We start from the raw sequence: 21227 nt of genomic DNA on the forward strand, positions 1-21227 counted from the left end.
CTTTGATTTAACTGCTTTTTAAAAACTTATCCTTCATATCTAAAACTTTCCCCACCCCAGAACCTAACTTCATTAGAGTTGATAACTTCTCTGGACTCAGGCGTTGTAACTCTTCACTCCATTGGGTTACGTTTTCCAATAGATCATGGATTTCTTGTAACTGTTGCTGGGCATATTCTTCTTGCGGATTTGCTGGCGTGACTAACAGGGTATCTCTAAGTACGCTCATAGTCGGCTCGATTTCCCGCTTACGACGCTCTTCAAACACTTTGTTTGCCATGTCCCAAATACTGCCCAAGGATCTAAAGTAGTCTTTCCGATCGCCAGGAACATGATGCATTTGCACTAAGCGCCAGGCCTGCAGTTCTTTTAATCCCATGCTGACATTGCCACGGGATACATTGAGGGCTTCTGCAATGTCATTTGCACTCAATGGTTCTTCACTTATGACCAAAAGGGCATACATCTGACCAACCGTGCGGTTAAATCCCCAACGGCTCCCCATTTCACCGAAATGCATAACGAAGGTCTCTATCATGGGTGTCATTTTCATCGTGAATTATCTCTTTTCTGAAGTTTCAGTAATTTCTGAAAATTATAAACGTTAATTGATGTAGATCAAATATTATTTTATTTATTTGTGTTTATTCCTAGAAACTTTGCTTTCTGCTGATAGGGCTAGCTAATTGAATTTAATATTGAATTTGATGTTTCTCGGCAGTTTTTTAATCAACTTTTCGCTAATTTAATTTGTTCATTGAAATGTTTTTTTGAAATTTTAACGAAAGTCTAAAGGTCTTGAACTTACATAAGGGACTACACTGCTCATATACGAGCTAGCTTTTCACAATTAAATATTTTTGAGGATAGAATTTATGAAACATAACAACGCTATAAAAACTGCATTACTTATCGGTGCTACTTTAGCTGCTTCTCAAGTCGCTGTTGCTAAACCAAATGACCAATTATCTCTTGCTGATGCGACACCTGAAAAGGTAAAAGTAGCTTTCCAAGAATGGAAAGAAGGTAAAAGATTGCGCGGACGTAAAGATAAATGTTACGGCATTGCTTTAGCCGGTGAAAACGATTGTAAAGCAGGTGCAGGAACAAGTTGTGAAGGCACTTCTACCGTTGATTTCCAAAAAAATGCGTGGACTTACTCGCCTAAAGGTTCATGTGAATTTATAGTAACACCTGATGGTGCTGGCTCTAAAAAGCCAATCGCTTAGTGCGTTAACTTTCAGATGAAAGCGTTAACTAAATTGCCCGCAGATGCGGGCATTTGTTTAAAACCAGAGCATTTTGACGACATTCCTAGCAAGGTTGATGGTCATTTATGGTTCGAGGTGCATGCTGAAAATTACCTAATGCAGGGTGGGCCTAGGCTCGAAAAATTGCAGGATATTGCACAGCGGTTTCCGTTAAGTATTCACGGTGTTGGTGCGTCTCTTGGTGGGCCTAAACCGGTTAACTCAGAACATCTTAAACGATTAGCCAGTTTAGTTAATTCGGTTCCCAGTGCCGCTTTTTCTGAACACATTGCGTGGTCGGGCACTGATAGTAATTATATGGCTAATTTGATGCCTACGCCTATAACCTCTGAATCCCTTGTGCGTACTGCTAGCAATATTGAACAATTACAAGATGCTATTCAGCGTCCAATATTGATAGAAAACCCAGCTAACTATCTTACTTTCAAAACTGACATGTCAGAGAGTGAATTTATGATGTCGTTGGTGAGTAAAACGGGCTGCGGTATTTTGCTAGATGTAAATAATCTATTTATCAGCGCAAACAATACTGGAATTGACCCCGTTAAATATATTCGTGATCTCGATAGGACCGTAATAGGCGAGATTCATGTGGCTGGACATTCAGTTGACCCTATTGAGAAAGATCTACTAATCGACTCCCATGATAGTGAGGTAGCAAGTGGTGTTTGGGCGCTGCTTAATGATGCATTAAGTCATATCGGCTCGTGTCCGGTGCTAATCGAAAGAGATGCGAACTTACCATCTTTTGAAGTATTGCTGGCAGAACGGAATATCGCGCGAAACTTAATTCTTCAAAATAATAAAGTTGCTGGCTATGAGTGATTTTCATTTAGCCTTAATGAATTACGTGCAAAGCGGAGATTTAGCGGATATCGCCGAACATCTTGATGACACTAAAAATACCCGTCGTTTGGCAGTCTATCGAAATACTTTTATAAGTAGTTGCATTGATGCGCTACTGCGTAAGTACCCCAGTGGTGAGAAATTATTAGGTGAAGATTTTTTTAAAACCTTATCCAGACAGTTCTGTTTATCACATCCACCAATAACCCCGGTTTTAGCTGAGTACGGTGAAAACTTCCCTGAATATGTACGGGGCTTCATGCTAGATAATCACCCTGAACTTGGCTATTTGTGGGACATCTGTAAATTGGATCGTGCTTGGTATCATGCCTACTTTGCTGATGAAAAACCGTCATTAAGTCAAGATCAGATTGAATCCTTAATTGAAGACATCGAATCGAAATCACTTTCGTTACATCCCTGCGTACAATTAATTCAAAATGACTGGACTGTATTGTCTCTTTGGGCACAGCTAAGAGTAGGCGAACTAAGTGAACAAGTCGCCATCGAACATAACCATGAAAATATTTTATTGTGGCGAGACAATGGCCGCATTTTACATCGACAAATTTCAGAACCAGAAAGCTTATTTATTTCTAGTATTTACGCAGGTCAAACCTTAGGGGATGCAGCACAAGTGGCTATGCAAAATGGCCCAATAGATATTAGCGAAATATTTAGTCAATTACTCCTCAATAAATTACTAACTTAAGAGAAAAATATGAAAAAACTCATTAACCTTTATGCTGGGTTAACGGCTAAAATTAGCTTGTACCTTACCGACATTTATTTATTACTCGCAAGATTATTGGCCGCGAGTGTATTTTTTCAATCAGGACTGACAAAGTGGAATGGGTTTCTCAGCTTTAATCCTGATAAGTACGACTTGTTTTTATATGAGTTTTTCTGTCCAGATCCAGTCCGTGAAGGCGCTTTACTGTTATGTGATCCAGCGACCTTAGATTATGTTGAAGGGTCTACAACTGTATCAATTGTTGAAACCCTCGCAGTTTCTGCTGGTGTTGCTGAAATAGTGCTACCCATTATGCTGGCTTTAGGGTTTTTAACTCGAGTTGGCGCTGCAGGTTTGATTGGAATGACGCTATTTATTAGCTTAGCTGTATTCCCAACTTGGGACCACTGGTGGAACCCAGCTGTTTGGTGGTTCATAGCGTTGCTGTCTGTACTTAGTGTGGGACCAGGAAGGTTATCTCTCGATAGGCTATTGGGCTTCGAAAAACGAGCTGCATAATCTACCCCTTTGCAGTTTAGTAAGCTTGAATCCAGGTTAACTAAACTGTCTGCTAAAAAAGCATCGGCCTCCTTCAAAAGGGGGCCGATGCTAATTACCTACTCGACTTAACCCACTAATTGAAAAGTCGAAAAGTTTTCATAAATCCCACCCATTTTATAAGTTCATGAATGTAATTCATGTGTTTATGAAATTATATCATTTTTATTCATGTATCGATCCGCGTATAAAACACACTCTCCTTGGACTTCTTACTTTATATAAGCATTGAAGTAGCTTCTTGATTGCAGCATTAGGTATCAATCAAGGTGCTGGCAACGCGGTAATTGACTCGCCAGAGCCGCAAAATAAAGTTGCAAAGTCTGAAAATGTTAGGCGATAAATTTAGGTTTTATCTCAGATAAATTGGATACAAATCACCATGAATAAAGATTTTCTATTTACCATTAACAGCGTTGCTTTTGATGAAAATTATCATCCTTCGGACAACACCCGTATCACCACCAACTTTGCTAATTTGGCAAGGGGGAAGAGCCGTCAAGAGAACTTACGTAATGCGCTAAATATGATCGACAATAGTTTTAACGGCTTGGCATGCTGGGATAACCCTCAAGGAGATCGTTATTCGGTGGAACTGGATATCATCACCGTCGATATTGACATTGAAGGCAGTGGTCGTAGTTTCCCATCTATTGAAATATTGAAAACGAATATTGTTGATCATAAAACCAATAAACGTATTGAAGGCATTGTCGGTAATAATTTTTCTTCTTACCTACGAGATTATGATTTCAGCGTTTTGTTATTAGAGCATAACAAAAATCAGCCGAAATTTAGCATTCCTGATAACTTTGGCGATCTGCACGGCAAATTGTTTAAATCGTTCATTAGTTCAGATGCTTACAAGCAGCATTTCAAAAAACTGCCGGTTATCTGCCTTAGTGTTTCGGATAGCAAGATTTATCACCGAACTGAAAATCAGCATCCGGTTTTAGGGGTTGAATATCAGCCAAGCGATTCATCACTAACTGAATTGTATTTCAAAAAAATGGGTTTGCAGGTTCGATATTTTATGCCCGCTAATAGTGTTGCGCCTTTGGCCTTTTATTCTTGTGGTGACTTACTGAATGATTACACAGCCCTTGAGCTGATAAGCACCATCAGTACCATGGAAACCTTTCAGAAAATCTATCGACCTGAGATCTATAACGCCAATGCGGTGGCTGGAAAGTGTTATCAACCAAATTTGCAGAATCAGGATCATTCTCTTACGCAAATTGTGTATGACCGAGAAGAGCGAAGCCAATTGGCAAGTGAGCAAGGGAAGTTTGCCGAAGAGCACTTCATCAAACCCTATCAAAATGTACTTGAGCAGTGGTCTGCTAATTACGCTTAATCATTAACTTAAAAATAAGACGCTATTTATTATGAAAACACTATTTCCTACCTCTACTGCTGGCAGTTTACCTAAACCTTCTTGGTTGGCGCAGCCTGAGACTCTTTGGTCACCTTGGAAGTTGCAAGATGAAGAACTAATTGCCGGTAAACAAGATGCTCTGCGTTTGTCACTGCAAGATCAGCAACAAGCAGGAATTGATATAGTCAGTGATGGTGAGCAAACTCGTCAGCACTTTGTAACTACCTTTATTGAGCACCTTGACGGTGTTGATTTTGAAAAGCGTAAAACCGTTAAAATACGTGACCGCTATGACGCCAGCGTTCCCACAGTCGTTGGCGCAGTTGCCCGTCAAAAGCCGGTGTTTGTAGAAGATGCGAAATTTCTACGCCAGCAAACTAAGCAACCTATTAAATGGGCACTACCTGGCCCTATGACTATGATAGATACTTTGTATGATAGCCATTATAAAAGTCGTGAAAAGTTAGCTTGGGAATTTGCTAAAATTCTAAATCAAGAAGCAAAAGAGTTAGAAGCCGCTGGTGTTGATATTATTCAATTTGATGAGCCTGCCTTTAATGTGTTTTTTGATGAGGTAAATGATTGGGGCATTGCCACTTTGGAAAGAGCACTTGAAGGACTTAAGTGTCAAACTGCTGTACATATTTGTTATGGTTATGGCATAAAAGCTAATACTGATTGGAAAAAGACCTTGGGCTCAGAGTGGCGACAATATGAAAAAGCCTTTCCTAAGTTGCAAACGTCGAATATCGATATAGTTTCATTAGAATGTCAAAACTCACGTGTTCCCATGGATTTGATTGAACTCTTGAGGGGGAAAAAGGTAATGGTAGGCGCTATTGATGTTGCCACCAATACCATTGAGACTCCAGAAGAAGTGGCTAATACCCTAAGAAAAGCCTTAGAGTTCGTCGATGCTGATAAGCTTTACCCTTCGACCAACTGTGGCATGGCACCATTGCCGCAACAAGTGGCTAGGGCCAAACTCGCTGCGTTAAGCGCAGGGACTGACATATTGCGAACAGAGCTCTCAAGTTAACTCAGGCTCAATTTAACTAATCTCTATATTTATGTTCGCAACCTAATTTAACTAAATGATAAACAAGGCTGTGGACATAAATTCTATGCACTTCTTTAAGTACTTACTCTGCTTGCAAATTTTTTTCGCTACTCAGGTTTTAAGTGGCGAGTCACCGGTATTATTAGATAATGGTGAATATAAAATCCCCGCAATTTATTCCACACCATCAGCAACGGGCAAATATCCGGCTGTGATTTTATTGCACGGAACTGCGTCGAACAAAAATGAGGTGGGTGATCTATATGCTTTACTCGCCAAACAGCTAAGAGATAATCAAATTGCATCAATTAGAATTGATTTTGCTGGCACCGGCGATAGCCAAGTAGATTATCTAAAATACACTTTAGACAGTGCGGTTGCCGATGCAAATAGGGCGCGGCAGTTTTTAAAGGAACAACCTCAAATAAATAGTGACGCCATCGCCGTTTTAGGGTTTAGCCAAGGCGGTTTGATTGCTCAGTTATTAGTGATAGAACACCCAGAACTCGCCGCTTTAGTTACTTGGTCATCGGTAGCTGGTGATGGCATAGAGCCCTTTTCAAGTATATTTCATAGCTACTACCAACAAGCATTGGATGATGGTTTCGCACCATTGACCTTCGACTGGCGAGGTCCGTTGAATTTAAATCTGCAATGGTTCGAGCAAGTTAAAAAGCAAAAATCTTTCACGGATTTAGTCAAATATCATGGACCCACCTTAGCTATTGCTGGTGGCGCTGATACCCTTGTTAATGCAAATTCCTCCGTTCGGATAATACAAAGGGTAGGCTCAGAAGATGCGCAAGTAGTGATACTAAAAGGAGCCGATCATATTTTTAATGTTTTCGACCCAAAGGCAAAACAACACGAAACTTTACAGAAAATTACCTTGCAATGGTTAGTAGAAAAGTTACATTAAATTTATGCTTAACGTTAGATTACATGCAGTTAACTAAAATAAACTAGGTGAATGCTACCATTGGAAAATATAACTATAAGAAAAGCGACAATAGACGACCTTGGAAAATTAATAGAGTTAGAGCAAAAGCTGATTGCAGCTGAGCGCCCCTTTAATTCCATATTAAAAACTAAGGATGCGGTCTATTACGACATCGAGAATTTAATAACCAGTAAATCTTCGTATTTGGCTGTTGCTGAGGTTGATGGTGAAATAATCGCTACGGGTTATGCTCAAATTCGAGAGTCTAAGATTGCCCATAGACATGATTTTCATGTTTATTTAGGTTTTATGTTTGTAGCCCAGGAGTTTCGAGGCTTAGGAATTAATAAGCGAATAATGCAAACGTTAATTACATGGGGTAAAGAACAAAATTTGAGTGACTTTTACCTAGATGTTTACGCCACCAATGAGTCAGCAATTAAAGCTTATCGAAAAGCAGGTTTTGCTGAATCAACTTATGAAATGAAATTGAACCTGTAACCTTACAGAGTTTAAAAATTAAGCTTATAATTCGAATAAGTGATACAAAAGCTCGATTCACACGTTATAACATTTAGAATTATTTAGTTAATTAGGTTTAAAGTTAATGAAATTAAAACTCTTCTTTCTATTAGTTATGAGCTTCTTCGTCGTTTCATGCACCTCAATTCCTAAAGGGATAGAGCCAGTTAAGAATTTCGACCTAAATAAATATTTAGGTACTTGGTATGAAATTGCGCGTTTTGATCATAGTTTTGAAGAAGGCCTTCAACGTGTGACCGCGGAATATACGCTTCTTGATGATGGTGGCGTGAGTGTTATTAATCGTGGTTTTAATTCTGAAAATGGCGAATGGAAAGAGGCCGAGGGCAAAGCTTATTTTGTAGGCGAAGAGTCCATAGGACATTTAAAGGTGTCTTTTTTTGGACCTTTTTATTCCAGTTATATTATATTTTTTCTTGATCAAGATGATTACCAATATGCCTTAGTGAGTGGCCCCAATCGGGAGTATCTTTGGATACTAAGCAGGGATAAAGCATTGCCAAAATCAACCATAGACATGTTAGTTCAAGAAGCCAGTGAAGCAGGTTACGATACTTCAAAATTGATTTTCGTTGACCATAATTAGCCAGTGACTTTAGGTTTCATTCATATATATTGAAATTATTATTTGTGTATGAAGGTCTTAGCTAAAAAGCAAATTTGAAACCAGAAGAACGCGGAAGGAATAACATGCTCGAAAGTCAGCTTGAAGTTGTGCGCCAAGCCAAGCAATTTTTAACAAATACTGATATCAATGAATATCAAGAGATCTTAAAACCACATTTATCCGGAAGCGCTGGTATGCATATGCGGCATATTCTTGATCACTATCTGGCCTTAAAGAATGGACTTGACCTTAAGTTTATCGATTATGATAAGCGAAATAGGCATACCAAAACCGAAAGCTGCCCACAAGCTGCAATAAAGCAATGGCAAGAAATTGAAGCTTGGTTAGAGAATGTTTGCCAACAAGACCTTAATATGGAACTCATGGTGAGCAGTGAAGTTAACGCTAATAAGGTCGAACAGGCACGTGTACAATCTACTTTAGCAAGAGAATTAATATTCATATCAAGCCACGCAATTCACCATTTCTCGTTACTCAGTGTCATTCAATCATTAAGAGGAAATGATACACCTGAAAACTTCGGAGTCGCTCCCGCAACTATCAGTTTTCAGCGTGATGAAATGAATAAAGTCTCTGTTGCCAATTCATAATTCCATCTAAAACCTATACCTAATGCATAAAACCATAGAAATTTTGTGGTTTTTATGCATAATATCGCCGCTTAAATTCCATTCCACAAAGGTTTTAGCATGTCTATCGAACAAACTCTTTTATCTCGCAGTAACCAAGCCTGTGAATTATGCGGTGCCACCGACTCTCTTGTTGTATATGAAGTGCCGCCAGAAGAGGCTCATGCTGATAAGTGTATTTTAGTCTGCGAAACATGCCAATCTCAAATATCTGGTGATGCAGAATTGGATATGACTCACTGGCGCTGTTTAAACGATAGTATGTGGAGTCAAGTGCCAGCAGTGCAAATCGTTGCCTGGCGCATGCTTAAAAAGTTATCTACTGAAGGCTGGGCTCAGGACCTGTTAGATATGTTATATCTAGATGAAGAAATGCTTAAATGGGCTGAGTCAGGTCTAGTTGAATTAAATGATGAGCCAACCTTAGATTGTAACGGCACAGCGCTGCAAGCTGGAGATACTGTCACCCTAGTAAAAGATCTCAATGTGAAAGGCGCTAACTTCACCGCTAAGCGCGGAACCGCAGTACGAGGCATTGCCTTGAGCAGTAATCCAGAACATATTGAAGGTAAAGTGAATGGTCAACGAATTGTGATCATCAGTGCGTATACCAAAAAATCATAATTGTTAGTTATTGTTGCGGCCCTAGGCGCTGTAGCACGGCATTTATGCCGTGGGTGCTGGGTTTAGGTTTTATGGGCTAAAGCCCATGCTACAAGGTGCTGTAGCACGGCATTTATGCCGTGGGTACTTTGCCAAGGTTTGATGGGCTAAAGCCCATGCTACAAGATGATGTAGCACGGCATTTATGCCGTGGATGCCGTGTTTAGGTTTTATGGGCTAAAGCCCATGCTACAAGATGGTGTCGCACGGCATTTATGCCGTGGATGCTGTACTAGATTTGATGGGCTAAAGCCCATGCTACAAGGTTGTGTAGCACGGCATTTATGCCGTGGGTGCTATGTCTAGATTTCATGGACTAAAGCCCATGCTACAAGGTTGTGTAGCACGGCATTTATGCCGTGGGTGCTGTGTCTAGATTTGATGGGCTAAAGCCCATGCTACAGGGTGATGTAGCACGGTATTTATGTCGTGGGTGCTATGTCTAGATTTCATGGGCTAAAGCCCATGTTACAAGGTGCTGTAGCACGGCATTTATGCCGGGGACAATATTAGTTAGCAGTATATTGTTTCCAGTTGTCGCCTAAATATAGTTTTAACAACTTTTCAGGGGCTTTGGGTAAATCAACACTCAATAGTAACCCTGGAGTATCATTGAAATTTCCATCTATCCCCAAACAGTGAAATTTTGCGCCGAGTTTTAAATAATGCTTGGCTAAAATTGGAATGTCTTTTCCATCACTTTCGATTGCCGCTAGCAGAGTGGTTAAATGTGTCGATAAATCATGTTCTTTTGCAAAATCCAAAATTTCCGGGTGAGGAGCAAAGTCGAATTTTTTGTGGGGTGTGACTTTATCGGTTGGCGTGACTAAGGCCTGCTCAATTAATGCAACCGAACGAGGGTTGTATAATTTACTCAAGGAAACTGTGCCATATAACGTGCGGTAATGAGGAAACTTGCATACAAAAGCGCCAATCCCTCGCCATAATAAAAATAGTCCTTGAAAGCTTTTTTGATATTCAGGTATTAAAAATGATCTGCCCAATTCTAGGCAAGGCTGCTGCTGGTTCACAAATTCCGAAGAAAAGTTAAACATACGTGCCAGATACAACTCCGATATATCACCGTGCTCAAGGAGTTTATCGGTTTGCCCCATTCTATATGCACCAATAATTTTCTGGCTTTTATTGTTGATAACAAATAACTGGGTATAAGTGGCATCAAACTCATCTGTATCTATCGGTTCACCACTGCCTTCATTGTGCTGACGGAACACTAACTCTCGTAATCTTGCTATTTCAAATACGGTTTTGGGAAGTTGTTGTTGATAGCCGTAATAAACTGAATACTCTTTGTGTACCAATAAACATTGTACTTTGGGGAGTGCTTCTAACTCCTGGGCAATGTCTTGCCAAGGTGTTTGCTCTGCTAATGGGGCTAGTTTAACACTCTGATCTTCAGGCCAGGTCATACTCCATAAAGGATCTTGGGAGTAGCTCTGAATTCGGCACAGTGCTGCGTGCTGTTTGCTATTGGTAGCTTTATAGGTGTTAGGTTTTACTAGTGAACCACAACTAACTTTTATTTGAGTGTTGTTCTTATTCAGTAATTCTCGCGCCAACATGAACAGCCTAAACCGAAAATAAACTCGACCTAAACGATAAAATAAAGGGCTGTTTTGACCGCTGACAAAGATCGGTAGAAATTGTGCCTTCGACGAATCAATAAGTTTACCAACAATGCGATTCCAAGAATGCTCACTAATGCGCTTTTTGTCACCTTGATAGTAAGCCACACGTCCGGCAGGGAAAACCAAAACAGCACCACCTTGCTTAACGTGTTTTATACTTTTTCGAATGGAGGGGCCATTTCGCGGATCGCGCTCAGATAAAGGATTGGTAAATATAAAATAGTCCTTCAGCTCCGGAAAAAGTTTTAATCCTTGATTGGCTAAAACCTGGAGGTCTGGACGGATTTGACCAATGAGTAAACACAATATTACACCTTCTATACCGCCGAAAGGATGATTACTGGCAATAACTAATGGTCCGGAATGCGGAATGTTTTTTTGAACAGAGTCTCCACCCAATACTTCAATATTGAGTATCTGTAGTAATTTCTCGGCAAATTCTGATTTTTCAAGGCCTTGCATTTGATGACGCTTATAAAGCGCATCCATTTTCTTGACGCCCACAATGTGGTCTAACATTTTTAAGGCTAGGGTAAGCGGGCCTTTTTTTTGCTCAACAAGATTAGCAAGACTAATAGATGTCGACACCTGATGCTGCATATTTTCAGTTATTCTCAACAACGACAATTAATCTTTACCTTATAACAGAAGCTATTTATGCAATGCAAAAGATTATTTTTACAATTTTTCGGGCATAATAGGGGGAAGATTTAGCTTAAACTCTGACTACAGGCCAATGATGAATAAAATTACGATAACTGCCCCAGACGATTGGCACTTACATTTCCGTGATCATGACATGTTAGGGGAAACGGTTCCTGCCACCGCAAGGTGTTTTAAACGCGCGATTGCGATGCCCAATTTAGTGCCACCTATAACCACTGCTAAAATGGCAATGGATTATAAATCACGTATTCTCGCAGCTCGACCTGAAGGTAGTGATTTTCAACCACTCATGGTGCTTTTCTTAACCAACGAAACCAGCAAGCAAGATATTATTGACGCTAAAAACGCCGGTGTAGTGGCAGCTAAATTGTATCCCGCCGGTGCTACCACTAATTCTGACTCAGCCGTTGCTGGCATTGAAGCTTTGTATCCGGTTTTCGAAGAGATGGCCAAGCAGGAAATGCTTTTGTTAATCCACGGTGAAGTCACTCAGGACCACGTGGACATTTTCGATCGGGAAAAAGAGTTTATCGACCAACATCTTACAAAAATTGTTGAGCGCTTTGCCCACTTAAAAATAGTATTTGAACACATTACTACCTCTGACGCGGCAGATTTTGTATTGCAAAGTTCTGACAATGTTGCAGCAACCATTACCCCGCAACATTTATTGTTGAACAGAAATGACTTGCTAGTGGGCGGTGTTCGTCCTCATAACTTCTGTCTACCGGTACTCAAGCGTAATACTCATCAACAGGCCCTTAGAAAGGTCGTAGCGAGTGGCTCTAAAAAGTTCTTTTTAGGTACGGACTCTGCACCCCACGAAAAACATAGAAAAGAGTCAGCATGCGGATGCGCTGGCTGCTACAGTGCTTGGAGCGCCCTAGAATTATACGCACAAATTTTTGATGACTTGGGAGCCATTGATAAGCTAGAGGGATTTAGTAGCCATTATGGTGCTGATTTCTACGGGCTAGCACGTAACACCGAAACGGTTACTCTAGTCAAAGAGAAGTGGCAAATTCCTGAACAAATAACGCTTCCCAATGGAAACCCAATCGTACCGTTTTTTGCAGGACAAACGGTTGATTGGAAATTAGAAAACCTTTAGCGATGCTATTAACACGAGCCCTCTGTTTATTGAACGCACCCTGGATAACAATGAATAGTATTTTAATAATATTATTTAGTTTGAATAGCGGTGCGTTGTTTGCCCAATCTTCAAAAGACTTTTGGGTGTTAGCTTATCCTGAACCGCCGTTTATCGAACAGACGGAAAAAGGCCAGTTAACAGGCTTATTGGTTGATGAAGTGAAGGGAATTCTGGCAACAGCGGGGATTAGACAGCAAATTCTTCTTGCCCCTTGGAAACGCCTTGAGCAAGAAGCAAAAGTGAAAGCTAATGTTTTGGCTTTTGCGTTAACTCGCACATCTGAGAGGGAAGATAGTTATCACTGGATAACCCCTCTTACTGCTAATGTGTATTCAGTTTATAGCCCACACAAACAACTTAAACCTTTAAATAGTCTTGAACAATTATCAGAATTTGACTCTATAGCGGTATTGGAGAATGATGTTCGTCACAAAATACTGCAGGCGCAAAATGCCAAAAATGTACATGTATATTCAAACTGGTCGGATGCAATCGATAGTGTTGTAAATAAACAATCCAGCGCGATATTTTTTTCCGACGCAGGAATGCAGTATTTTTGCCGCGAGCAAGGGAAAGACTGTAATCAGTTTGAGCGTGTATTTATGTATGAAAGAACTGTAACTTATCTCACCTTATCAAAAGTGGGAACAAATACAGAGTTGGTAAATAGATTAAAAAGTGCGGCAAATCGCTATAAGCACTCAGACGCATTTAAACTAATTTCTAAAAATTGGCTAAAGCAATACCAAAACTTGCCTATTCCTATGCATATGGAAGACGGTGTACTTAATTTGTGGAATAAATAATCGGACCTGACTATGAGTAAACTTGTTAGTTATCAAAATCAAGAATCTTATGCCCTAATCACTATTGATAATGGGAAGGCCAATGCGCTTTCTCCTGATGTCATTGAGCAAATTAATTTGTGTTTAGATAAAGCAGAGAAAAATCAAAAAGTAGTGGTGTTAACTGGCAAAGCAGGTATGTTCTGTGCGGGTTTTGATTTAAGTGTGATGAAACACAGTCATGAGTCAGCCGTGGAGCTTGTGAAGATGGGCTCATTGCTGTCAAAACGGTTATTGTCCTTTCCTACTCCGGTCATTGCGGCATGCTCTGGCCATGCGGTGGCTAAGGGAGCATTTCTTTTATTATCAACCGATTATCGTATTGGTATCGATGGCGATTTTAAAATAGGTTTGAATGAGGTGGCTATTGGAATGACCATGCACCAAGTGGGTATTGAGTTGGCGCGCAATCGATTAACCCCACGTTATTTTAATCGTTCAGTCATTAATGCGGAAATTTTTAATCCTGGACAGGCACTTGAAGCTGGATTTTTAGACTTGGTTGTGAAACCCAAAAAATTCGAAAAAACCGTTAATAAAGTTGCCTCTGCCATGGCTTCATTAGATCTAAAAGCCCATCGAGCAACTAAACTAAAAGCAAGAGCTGAACATTTAGCGAACTTAGAAAGCGCTATTGAGATAGATCTCAACAGTTCATTGTAACTATTTATAACACTTATTTTAAAGAGAGCACATTAGTGACCCAATTTTCTTCTTTGCCATTAAAACCTGAACTTGTTAGTAATTTGGAAACCCTTGGATTTGAGGGGATGACCGAAATTCAACAACAAAGTCTACCGAAAATTCTGGCAGGCAAGGACGTCGTCGCAAAAGCAAAAACCGGTAGTGGTAAAACCGTCGCTTTTGCATTGGGTTTGCTAAATCGACTTAATGTGGAGCGTTTTAGAGTACAAGCATTGGTCATGTGTCCTACACGAGAGTTGGCGGAGCAAGTTGCTGAAGAAATTCGTCGTGTTGGGCGGATGATTGAAAATATGAAAGTACTCACTCTTTGCGGTGGCAGCCCAATGGGGCCGCAAATTGGCTCTCTTTCCCATGGCGCGCATATTATCATCGGTACCCCTGGGCGTATTATGGACCACTTGTCTAAAGGTCGCCTCAATGTGTCTGAAGTAAATACCTTGGTATTGGATGAAGCCGATCGTATGTTAGATATGGGCTTCGAAGAAGAAATGGAAACTGTCATTCGAGCTGTGCCAACTGATCGACAGACCTTACTATTTTCTGCTACTTACCCTGATCAAATTAAACAGATAAGTTTAAAAATACAGCGTAATCCCATCGAAATTACGGTGGAGTCAACCCATGACACAAGTAAAATAAAACAACTCTTTTATGAAGTAGAAGAGCCCCATAGAACTAAGACTGCAGCGGCCTTGTTGACTGAGTTTCAACCAGAGTCGGCGATTATATTCTGTAATACTAAAATAGCCTGCCACGAACTGTTAGAAGCCCTTACTGAAATGGGCTTCTCAGTGGATGCGTTGCACGGTGATTTAGAACAAAAAGACCGTAATCAAGTTTTAGTGCGCTTTGCCAATAAGAGTTTATCGGTGCTCATTGCCACCGACGTTGCCTCTAGAGGCTTAGACGTTAAAGGCGTGGGCGCAGTGATTAACTATCAAATCACGCCTGATCCAGAAGTCCACATTCATCGGATTGGTCGCACCGGTCGTGCAGACGCAGAAGGCTTAGCCTTAACCTTGTGTGCGCCTAAAGAAATGGGGCGGGCGAACGCCATTGAAGATTATCAACAAAGAAAAGTAGAGTGGAAAGGAGTTCAAGCGCTTCGATTTCATGCCAATCGCATTGTGCAGCCAGAATATCAAACAATATGTATTGATGGTGGTAAAAAAGCCAAATTACGTCCTGGTGATATTTTGGGAGCATTAACTAAAGATGCGGACGTATCAGGAGAAGATATAGGTAAAATTAAAGTAACGGCTACGCACAGTTATGTGGCGGTAAAAATTCGTAGTGTTAAACGCAGTTTGAAACAGTTTAACGAAGGAAAAATGAAAGGCCGTAAGTTTAAAGCTAGAAAATTACGTTAATCACTTCCATTAATAAAGAGTGCCTAGGCACTCTTTATTACTTCATGTATATCGCACTACCAAATCTTCACTCGCTCTTTCGGGGCTAAATAGAGTGCATCTCCCTTTTTGACATCAAATGCAGAATAAAACTCTGGAATATTCGGCATTACGCCATTCACTCTGTATTTAGGAGGAGAGTGGGGATCTGTATTGATTAGATTGCGCAAGGTCTCATCCCGCAAAACTGCGGCCCAAATTTGAGCATAGCCTAATAAAACCCGTTGTTGACCGGTGTAACCATCAAGTATTGGCGCTTCATTATTAGATAATGTTGACTCATATGCCTTCAGTGCAATGCTTAGCCCCCCCAAATCACCAATATTTTCGCCAAGGGTAAATTCACCATTTACACTCAAATCTTTGAAGGGTTTGAATTTATTGTATTGTTTAACCAACTGTTTTGTACGCTTTTCAAACTCTTGTTTGTCGGTCTCGGTCCACCAATTACGCAGTGCTCCATCACCATCAAAGGTGCTGCCGGCATCATCGAATCCATGGCCTATTTCATGTCCAATTACCGCTCCAATACCGCCGTAATTCACGGCATCATCGGCGTCCATGTTAAAAAATGGCGGTTGTAGTATGCCCGCTGGAAACACAATTTCATTAGCTGGGGGATTGTAATAGGCATTTACGGTTTGTGGCGTTAAATTCCATTCGTGCTTCTGAACTGGGCTAGTTTGCTTCTCAAGTAGCTGCTGCCATTGCAGTTCTTCAGAGTGTTTGATGTTGCCAATCAAGTCTGATTTTGAAATTTGCAGTTGCGAATAGTCTTTCCATTTATCGGGGTAACCAATTTTGACGGTAAATTTAGATAATTTATCAAGGGCTTCTGTTTTGGTGGCATCAGACATCCAATCTAGCTCTTTGATACTCACTTCATAAGCTGCTAATAGATTATTAACCATATCCAACATACGTGTTTTCGCCGCAGGCGAAAAATGTTGTTTTACATAAACTTCGCCAACCACTTCACCTAAATGCTTATTAACTAGATTAACGCCTCTACGCCATCTTGGTTGCTGTTCTTCAACTCCGTAAAGTACTTTGCTGAAAAACTCGAAATTTGCTTGATCTAACTCAGTGGTTAAATTGCTGGCGGTTTGATTGATTACCATCCATTTAAGGTAAACCTTCCAGGTTGATAACGGGGTTTTAGCAATAATACTGTCTACCGCTCGCATGTAATCCGTTTGCGTGACCACTAAACCATCTAAATCCGAAAGGCCGAGTTCTTCTAACATCGTTGGCCAATCAAAGTTAGGCATTAACTCAGATAATTTAGTTACAGGTATTTTGGTATAGAGCGCCACCATATCTCGGGTTTTTTCTTTTTCCATATGTTTAGAGGCGAGCTTTGTTTCTAAATCTAAAATCATTTTTGCGCTTTTTTTAGCGTCTTCAATGCCCACTAATTCGAACATTTTTATTATATGTCTTCGATATTTACTTTTTATTTCCTGATAAGAGCCTTTGCTGCTTGTGTAGTACTCTTGGTCCGGTAAACCCAAACCAGCCTGCCAAGAATAAATCATATAAACATTTGGGTTTTTTAAATCGATATATTGATCGATGGCGAAAGGTGTACCAAAACTGTGTATGTTGGCATAGGCAAAATAGGCAGCCAATTGCTGCTGGTTCTCAATTGCATCTATTTTGCTAAATTCAGGTGAAAGTGGCGCAAGACCTATTTTGTCTCGTGCTTCCATGTCTGTATAAGAGGAATATAAATCCCCCACTTTCTGCTCATTACTGCCTTCTTTAAAGTCACCCTGAGAAGCATTCTGGATGATTTTCATTACATTTTCTTGGGCTTTATCAGCGAGCAATTGAAAGGAATCTAAGCCGGTTTTATCTGCTGGGATTTTCGCCTTATCTAACCATTTGCCATTAGCAAATCGATAAAAATCATCTCCGGGCTTAACGGTTTTATCAATACTATCTAACTTAATTCCGGAATTGGGGAGAATGGAGGCGGTTTCCGGCTCTTTAGAAGGAGGTATGTCAGTTACAGGTTGCTCTACTTTAGGTTGAACTACAACAGGGGGAGTTTCAACGGTCGGGGTTTCAGGAGCGACCTCTACAGGGGGTTCTGTTTTTGGCAATTCAACGGGGGGATTTTCTATCAGCGGTGCCTCTTGCTGAGTTTTGTCTTCTTCAACGACGTCAGTTGGGGCAGGATCGGAGCATCCCCAGAGAAAAACAATAACCGCGAGCATTAAACTATAAACTTTCATTAAACTCTCTTTGTGTGCGTTATGTTGTTTACTAAAAAATGTACATTTGAATTGAATGTGGGTTTCAGTTAATCGTTTTTTACTTAATTGATAACTGCCTCGATCTATATTTTCCCCTGAAGTGTCAGACTGGGGGGCGTTTGCACTTCACATAAATTTACCAGTGTAAGCTTAGCATTTGTAGAGCTAATCTAGCATTAATATTTACGCAGCTCAGTTAAGGTTATTTTCAACCGGAACTTATTTCTAATTATTCACTATTTGCGGTAACTTATCGTTACTGTCTATTTCCGTACAAAGGAATATTAATGAATGCTACTATTATCGCTCTGCTTGGATACATTAGTTGGACGTTACTTTTACTTATCCTATTAGCTACTTATCGAACTATTTTAGTTAGCCAGAAACAACGATTACCCAATCAGTTCAAAGCGGACGGTTCTGATTCACCTGATTTTGGGCAACGACTTACTCGGGCTCACCTTAATTGTGCAGAAAGTTTTGTATTCATTGGTGGCACTATGCTTGCAGCTTTGGCTACTAACGCTTCCGCCATTACTGATACATTGGCGTATTACTTGCTGGCAGCAAGATTAGGACAATCCATTGTTCATCTTGTCTCAACCTCTGTGCTTGCGGTGCAGATTCGATTTGTGTTTTTTCTCATTCAGGTGGGGATCTGTGCTTATTGGCTGTTCAAGTTAATGAGCAAATTTGCGTTTTAATATTTAAATTATAATAAGGTGATTATTTATGCTCGATATGAATTTATTCAAACAAATTTCCCCCTGTGAATATGCTGATGCTTTACCTCGAGAGCAGTTTATTGATTACTCTATTTCAAGTCTTTGGCCTCAACCTCCTCGCATAGCTGGCCCCGCCTTCACTGTATTTTGCGAACCGGGCGACCATTTGATGTTGCATGCGGCAATATATGAAGCCTCTCCTGGAGATATCATTGTAGTGAAATCTGACCCACAATTTGCCGCCGCAGGTGGAAATGTGTGTGCAATTGCAAAGGAAAGAGGGATTGCTGGTTTTGTGATTGATGGTGTTATTCGAGACCTAGCTGAAACCCGTGATATTCAGTTTCCTGTTTTTGCTCGTGGCGTAATTCCTTATCCTGGTTCAAAAAAAGCGTATTCACCGTTAAATCAGACCATTGAGTGTGGTGGAGTAACCGTTAACCCGGGGGATATCGTGATTGCCGACGAAGAGGGGATTGCTGTTGTACCCAAAGACCAAGCTGAGTCAGCATACGAAATTGCAAAAGCTCGCACCGACAAAGATGCACAAACAACATTACAGCAATGGCAAGATAATCATAAACGTAATATTGATAATATTATTTCGAAACTTAAATAAACTCTAATTGGATCTTGCATGTTTTCATTTTTCGAACGGTTGACTCAACCGTTCCCTGTTGAGCACCCAACAACCCCACCTAAAACCCTTATCGCTTTTTGTCGTCATTATACTAAAGGTATGTGGCCGGTAATTTTCACGGTATCGCTTTTAGCCGCGTCTGTTGCCGCTTTAGAGGTCTCATTATTCGCTTATGTCGGTCAGCTTGTTGACTGGTTGTCAGAACGGAATCCGGACACCTTTATCGAACAAGAAAGTGGCAGCTTAATTCGGATGGGACTGATTATTCTGGTGATCTTGCCTTGTTTAGTGGTGTTGCAGTCTTTGCTTACCCATCAAACTCTACTGGGGAATTACCCCATGAAAATACGCTGGCAAGCACATCGGTATCTATTGGGGCAAAGTATCGGCTTTTTCCAAAACGAATTTGCTGGACGGGTTGCTACTAAAGTGATGCAAACCGCGTTGGCGGTTCGTGAAGCGGTGATGAAGTCACTGGATATTTTCGTTTATGTGAGTGTCTATTTTATCAGTATTGTGGTGTTGGTTTTTTCCATCGATTGGCGCTTAAGCGTGCCTTTACTTGTTTGGTTACTCACCTACATTATTATTTTGCGAACCTTTGTTCCTCGCCTTAAAAAAGTGTCTCAAAAGCAAGCTGATGCTCGCTCAATTATGACTGGCAGAATCGTCGATAGCTATACCAATATTATGACGGTTAAACTCTTTTCCCACAGTCAGCGTGAATCTGAATACGCTAAAGAGGGAATGAGTGGGTTTTTACATACTGTTTATCCACAAATGCGACTCGTCACTACACTTTATGGGTGTGTGTGGTTTTCTAACGCCTTGCTCGTTTTTAGTGTTAGCGCACTGTCAATTTACTTGTGGCTAAATCATTTGGTAACGCCTGGTGATTTAGCGGTAGCTATCAGCTTGTGTTTAAGACTCAATGGCATGGCTCAATGGATTATGTGGGAAGTTTCTTCGTTATTTGAAAATATCGGAACTGTACAAGATGGAATTAACACCCTTGCCAATGAAGTTAGTGTAACAGATGTGCCTGATGCACCTAACTTGAAGGTAAATGGTGGTGCAATTGAATTTAAAAATGTCGACTTTGGTTATGCCGGTCCTGAAGGCAAGCCCATTGATGTTTTTAAACAGTTAAACCTGTCCATAAAGCCTGGCGAGAAAGTTGGTTTAGTTGGACGTTCAGGGGCGGGTAAATCTACCTTGGTGAACCTTCTATTGAGGTTCTATGACGTTCAAAATGGCAATATACTCATCGACGGGCAAGAGATTAAACAGGTTAAGCAAGAAAGCTTACGCGCAAATATTAGCATGGTGACCCAAGATACCTCTCTATTACACCGCTCGGTGAGAGAAAATATTGTTTATGGCCGTGCTTCTGCCACTGAAGAGCAAATGAAAACGGCTGCTAAACAAGCGGAGGCTGATGAGTTTATTCAACAGCTTTCTGATTTGAACGGCAATGTTGGTTATGACGCTCAAGTTGGAGAGCGAGGCGTAAAATTATCAGGCGGTCAAAGGCAAAGAATCGCAATTGCTAGAGTCATGTTGAAAGACGCTCCAATTTTGATATTAGATGAGGCTACTTCAGCTCTAGATTCAGAAGTAGAAGCAGCAATTCAACAATGTTTGAACAAAGTGATGGTAAATAAAACGGTGCTTGCTATTGCCCATAGGTTATCCACTATTGCGCAGATGGATCGCTTATTAGTGTTAGAGCAAGGGAAGATCGTCGAATCCGGAAGTCATAGTGAACTGTTGGCTCAAAATGGTATTTACGCCAAACTTTGGTCTCATCAAACAGGTGGTTTTATTGGTGTGGATTAGTTTTTAGTATCTACTAAGTGAAACTCATCACTCCCAGTGTTTTGCACTGGGAGTTTTTGTTTCTGGGATTGTTAGTAAACAATCGC

21 protein-coding genes are annotated in these 21227 nt (G+C 40.6%); 18 read left to right on the forward strand and 3 right to left on the reverse strand.

The annotated features are described in order from the left end of the window. Positions 1-7: 7 nt before the first annotated feature. Entirely contained in the window at positions 8-553 is a 546-nt protein-coding gene (locus ABJV04_RS15170) for a GbsR/MarR family transcriptional regulator (protein ID WP_348492415.1), read from the reverse strand. Positions 554-875: 322 nt separating this feature from the next. Between ABJV04_RS15170 and ABJV04_RS15175 the strand changes: the two genes are divergently transcribed. From ABJV04_RS15175 to ABJV04_RS15225, 11 genes are all read left to right on the forward strand, one after another. After that, entirely contained in the window at positions 876-1229 is a 354-nt protein-coding gene (locus ABJV04_RS15175; RefSeq protein WP_348492416.1) for a DUF2282 domain-containing protein, read from the forward strand. Between the two features lie 15 nt (positions 1230-1244). Continuing rightward, positions 1245-2096, forward strand: coding sequence for a DUF692 domain-containing protein (locus tag ABJV04_RS15180; RefSeq protein ID WP_348492417.1), 852 nt, complete (start codon positions 1245-1247; stop codon positions 2094-2096). Next, positions 2089-2829, forward strand: a complete 741-nt coding sequence (locus ABJV04_RS15185; protein WP_348492418.1) for a DNA-binding domain-containing protein — start codon at positions 2089-2091, stop codon at positions 2827-2829. The genes ABJV04_RS15180 and ABJV04_RS15185 overlap by 8 nt, the downstream gene beginning before the upstream one ends. A 9-nt stretch (positions 2830-2838) precedes the next feature. Beyond that, positions 2839-3369 carry a DoxX family protein gene (locus tag ABJV04_RS15190; protein WP_348492419.1) on the forward strand — a complete coding sequence of 177 codons (531 nt, stop codon included), beginning with the start codon at positions 2839-2841 and terminating at the stop codon, positions 3367-3369. A 421-nt stretch (positions 3370-3790) separates the two neighbouring features. Then, a complete protein-coding gene (locus ABJV04_RS15195) occupies positions 3791-4765 on the forward strand; it encodes a DUF1852 domain-containing protein (RefSeq protein WP_348492421.1) in 975 nt (324 codons plus the stop codon). Positions 4766-4796: 31 nt separating this feature from the next. Beyond that, a complete protein-coding gene (locus tag ABJV04_RS15200; protein WP_348492422.1) occupies positions 4797-5825 on the forward strand; it encodes a methionine synthase in 1029 nt (342 codons plus the stop codon). A gap of 112 nt (positions 5826-5937) precedes the next feature. Further along, entirely contained in the window at positions 5938-6765 is an 828-nt protein-coding gene (locus ABJV04_RS15205; RefSeq protein WP_348492423.1) for an alpha/beta fold hydrolase, read from the forward strand. Positions 6766-6825: 60 nt separating this feature from the next. Next, positions 6826-7287, forward strand: coding sequence for a GNAT family N-acetyltransferase (locus ABJV04_RS15210; protein ID WP_348492424.1), 462 nt, complete (start codon positions 6826-6828; stop codon positions 7285-7287). 106 nt (positions 7288-7393) lie between these two features. Further along, complete coding sequence (locus tag ABJV04_RS15215; RefSeq protein WP_348492425.1) at positions 7394-7915, forward strand: lipocalin family protein; 522 nt, start codon at positions 7394-7396, stop codon at positions 7913-7915. 104 nt (positions 7916-8019) lie between these two features. After that, positions 8020-8547 carry a hypothetical protein gene (locus ABJV04_RS15220; RefSeq protein WP_348492426.1) on the forward strand — a complete coding sequence of 176 codons (528 nt, stop codon included), beginning with the start codon at positions 8020-8022 and terminating at the stop codon, positions 8545-8547. A gap of 99 nt (positions 8548-8646) precedes the next feature. Then, positions 8647-9210: a PhnA domain-containing protein gene (locus tag ABJV04_RS15225; protein WP_348492427.1), complete on the forward strand. Its 564-nt coding sequence runs from the start codon at positions 8647-8649 to the stop codon at positions 9208-9210. 548 nt (positions 9211-9758) lie between these two features. Here the strand turns inward: ABJV04_RS15225 and ABJV04_RS15230 are convergent. Further along, positions 9759-11486, reverse strand: coding sequence for a lysophospholipid acyltransferase family protein (locus ABJV04_RS15230; protein ID WP_348492455.1), 1728 nt, complete (start codon positions 11484-11486; stop codon positions 9759-9761). Positions 11487-11637: 151 nt separating this feature from the next. On the opposite strand from ABJV04_RS15230, the gene pyrC reads away from it, so the two are divergent. From pyrC to dbpA, 4 genes are read left to right on the forward strand one after another with little or no spacing between them, the layout of a single operon-like run. Beyond that, complete coding sequence (pyrC, locus tag ABJV04_RS15235; protein WP_348492428.1) at positions 11638-12675, forward strand: dihydroorotase; 1038 nt, start codon at positions 11638-11640, stop codon at positions 12673-12675. A 50-nt stretch (positions 12676-12725) separates the two neighbouring features. Then, positions 12726-13523, forward strand: a complete 798-nt coding sequence (locus ABJV04_RS15240; protein WP_348492430.1) for a transporter substrate-binding domain-containing protein — start codon at positions 12726-12728, stop codon at positions 13521-13523. Positions 13524-13535: 12 nt separating this feature from the next. Beyond that, positions 13536-14225 carry a crotonase/enoyl-CoA hydratase family protein gene (locus ABJV04_RS15245; RefSeq protein ID WP_348492431.1) on the forward strand — a complete coding sequence of 230 codons (690 nt, stop codon included), beginning with the start codon at positions 13536-13538 and terminating at the stop codon, positions 14223-14225. A 35-nt stretch (positions 14226-14260) separates the two neighbouring features. Beyond that, entirely contained in the window at positions 14261-15637 is a 1377-nt protein-coding gene (dbpA, locus tag ABJV04_RS15250) for an ATP-dependent RNA helicase DbpA (RefSeq protein WP_348492432.1), read from the forward strand. A gap of 56 nt (positions 15638-15693) precedes the next feature. Here the strand turns inward: dbpA and ABJV04_RS15255 are convergent, their stop codons facing one another. Continuing rightward, positions 15694-17916, reverse strand: coding sequence for a M13-type metalloendopeptidase (locus ABJV04_RS15255; protein WP_348492433.1), 2223 nt, complete (start codon positions 17914-17916; stop codon positions 15694-15696). A gap of 308 nt (positions 17917-18224) precedes the next feature. On the opposite strand from ABJV04_RS15255, the gene ABJV04_RS15260 reads away from it, so the two are divergent. Genes ABJV04_RS15260 through ABJV04_RS15270 form a run of 3 tightly spaced genes read left to right on the forward strand, consistent with a single transcriptional unit; the run spans position 18225 to position 21141 of the window. Further along, positions 18225-18641: an MAPEG family protein gene (locus tag ABJV04_RS15260; protein ID WP_348492434.1), complete on the forward strand. Its 417-nt coding sequence runs from the start codon at positions 18225-18227 to the stop codon at positions 18639-18641. A gap of 28 nt (positions 18642-18669) precedes the next feature. Then, positions 18670-19281: an RraA family protein gene (locus ABJV04_RS15265; RefSeq protein WP_348492436.1), complete on the forward strand. Its 612-nt coding sequence runs from the start codon at positions 18670-18672 to the stop codon at positions 19279-19281. Between the two features lie 18 nt (positions 19282-19299). After that, a complete protein-coding gene (locus ABJV04_RS15270) occupies positions 19300-21141 on the forward strand; it encodes an ABC transporter ATP-binding protein (RefSeq protein ID WP_348492437.1) in 1842 nt (613 codons plus the stop codon). The last annotated feature ends 86 nt before the right edge of the window (positions 21142-21227 follow it).

This window comes from Aliiglaciecola sp. (assembly GCF_039982535.1).
Classification (GTDB): Bacteria; Pseudomonadota; Gammaproteobacteria; order Enterobacterales; family Alteromonadaceae; genus Aliiglaciecola.

Coding starts and splice junctions, on each gene's coding strand:
- ABJV04_RS15170 (WP_348492415.1), bottom strand. CDS start 553: ATGAAAATGACACCCATGATAGAGACCTTCGTTATGCATTTCGGTGAA.
- ABJV04_RS15175 (WP_348492416.1), top strand. CDS start 876: ATGAAACATAACAACGCTATAAAAACTGCATTACTTATCGGTGCTACT.
- ABJV04_RS15180 (WP_348492417.1), top strand. CDS start 1,245: ATGAAAGCGTTAACTAAATTGCCCGCAGATGCGGGCATTTGTTTAAAA.
- ABJV04_RS15185 (WP_348492418.1), top strand. CDS start 2,089: ATGAGTGATTTTCATTTAGCCTTAATGAATTACGTGCAAAGCGGAGAT.
- ABJV04_RS15190 (WP_348492419.1), top strand. CDS start 2,839: ATGAAAAAACTCATTAACCTTTATGCTGGGTTAACGGCTAAAATTAGC.
- ABJV04_RS15195 (WP_348492421.1), top strand. CDS start 3,791: ATGAATAAAGATTTTCTATTTACCATTAACAGCGTTGCTTTTGATGAA.
- ABJV04_RS15200 (WP_348492422.1), top strand. CDS start 4,797: ATGAAAACACTATTTCCTACCTCTACTGCTGGCAGTTTACCTAAACCT.
- ABJV04_RS15215 (WP_348492425.1), top strand. CDS start 7,394: ATGAAATTAAAACTCTTCTTTCTATTAGTTATGAGCTTCTTCGTCGTT.
- ABJV04_RS15220 (WP_348492426.1), top strand. CDS start 8,020: ATGCTCGAAAGTCAGCTTGAAGTTGTGCGCCAAGCCAAGCAATTTTTA.
- ABJV04_RS15225 (WP_348492427.1), top strand. CDS start 8,647: ATGTCTATCGAACAAACTCTTTTATCTCGCAGTAACCAAGCCTGTGAA.
- pyrC (WP_348492428.1), top strand. CDS start 11,638: ATGAATAAAATTACGATAACTGCCCCAGACGATTGGCACTTACATTTC.
- ABJV04_RS15240 (WP_348492430.1), top strand. CDS start 12,726: ATGAATAGTATTTTAATAATATTATTTAGTTTGAATAGCGGTGCGTTG.
- ABJV04_RS15245 (WP_348492431.1), top strand. CDS start 13,536: ATGAGTAAACTTGTTAGTTATCAAAATCAAGAATCTTATGCCCTAATC.
- ABJV04_RS15255 (WP_348492433.1), bottom strand. CDS start 17,916: ATGAAAGTTTATAGTTTAATGCTCGCGGTTATTGTTTTTCTCTGGGGA.
- ABJV04_RS15260 (WP_348492434.1), top strand. CDS start 18,225: ATGAATGCTACTATTATCGCTCTGCTTGGATACATTAGTTGGACGTTA.
- ABJV04_RS15265 (WP_348492436.1), top strand. CDS start 18,670: ATGCTCGATATGAATTTATTCAAACAAATTTCCCCCTGTGAATATGCT.
- ABJV04_RS15270 (WP_348492437.1), top strand. CDS start 19,300: ATGTTTTCATTTTTCGAACGGTTGACTCAACCGTTCCCTGTTGAGCAC.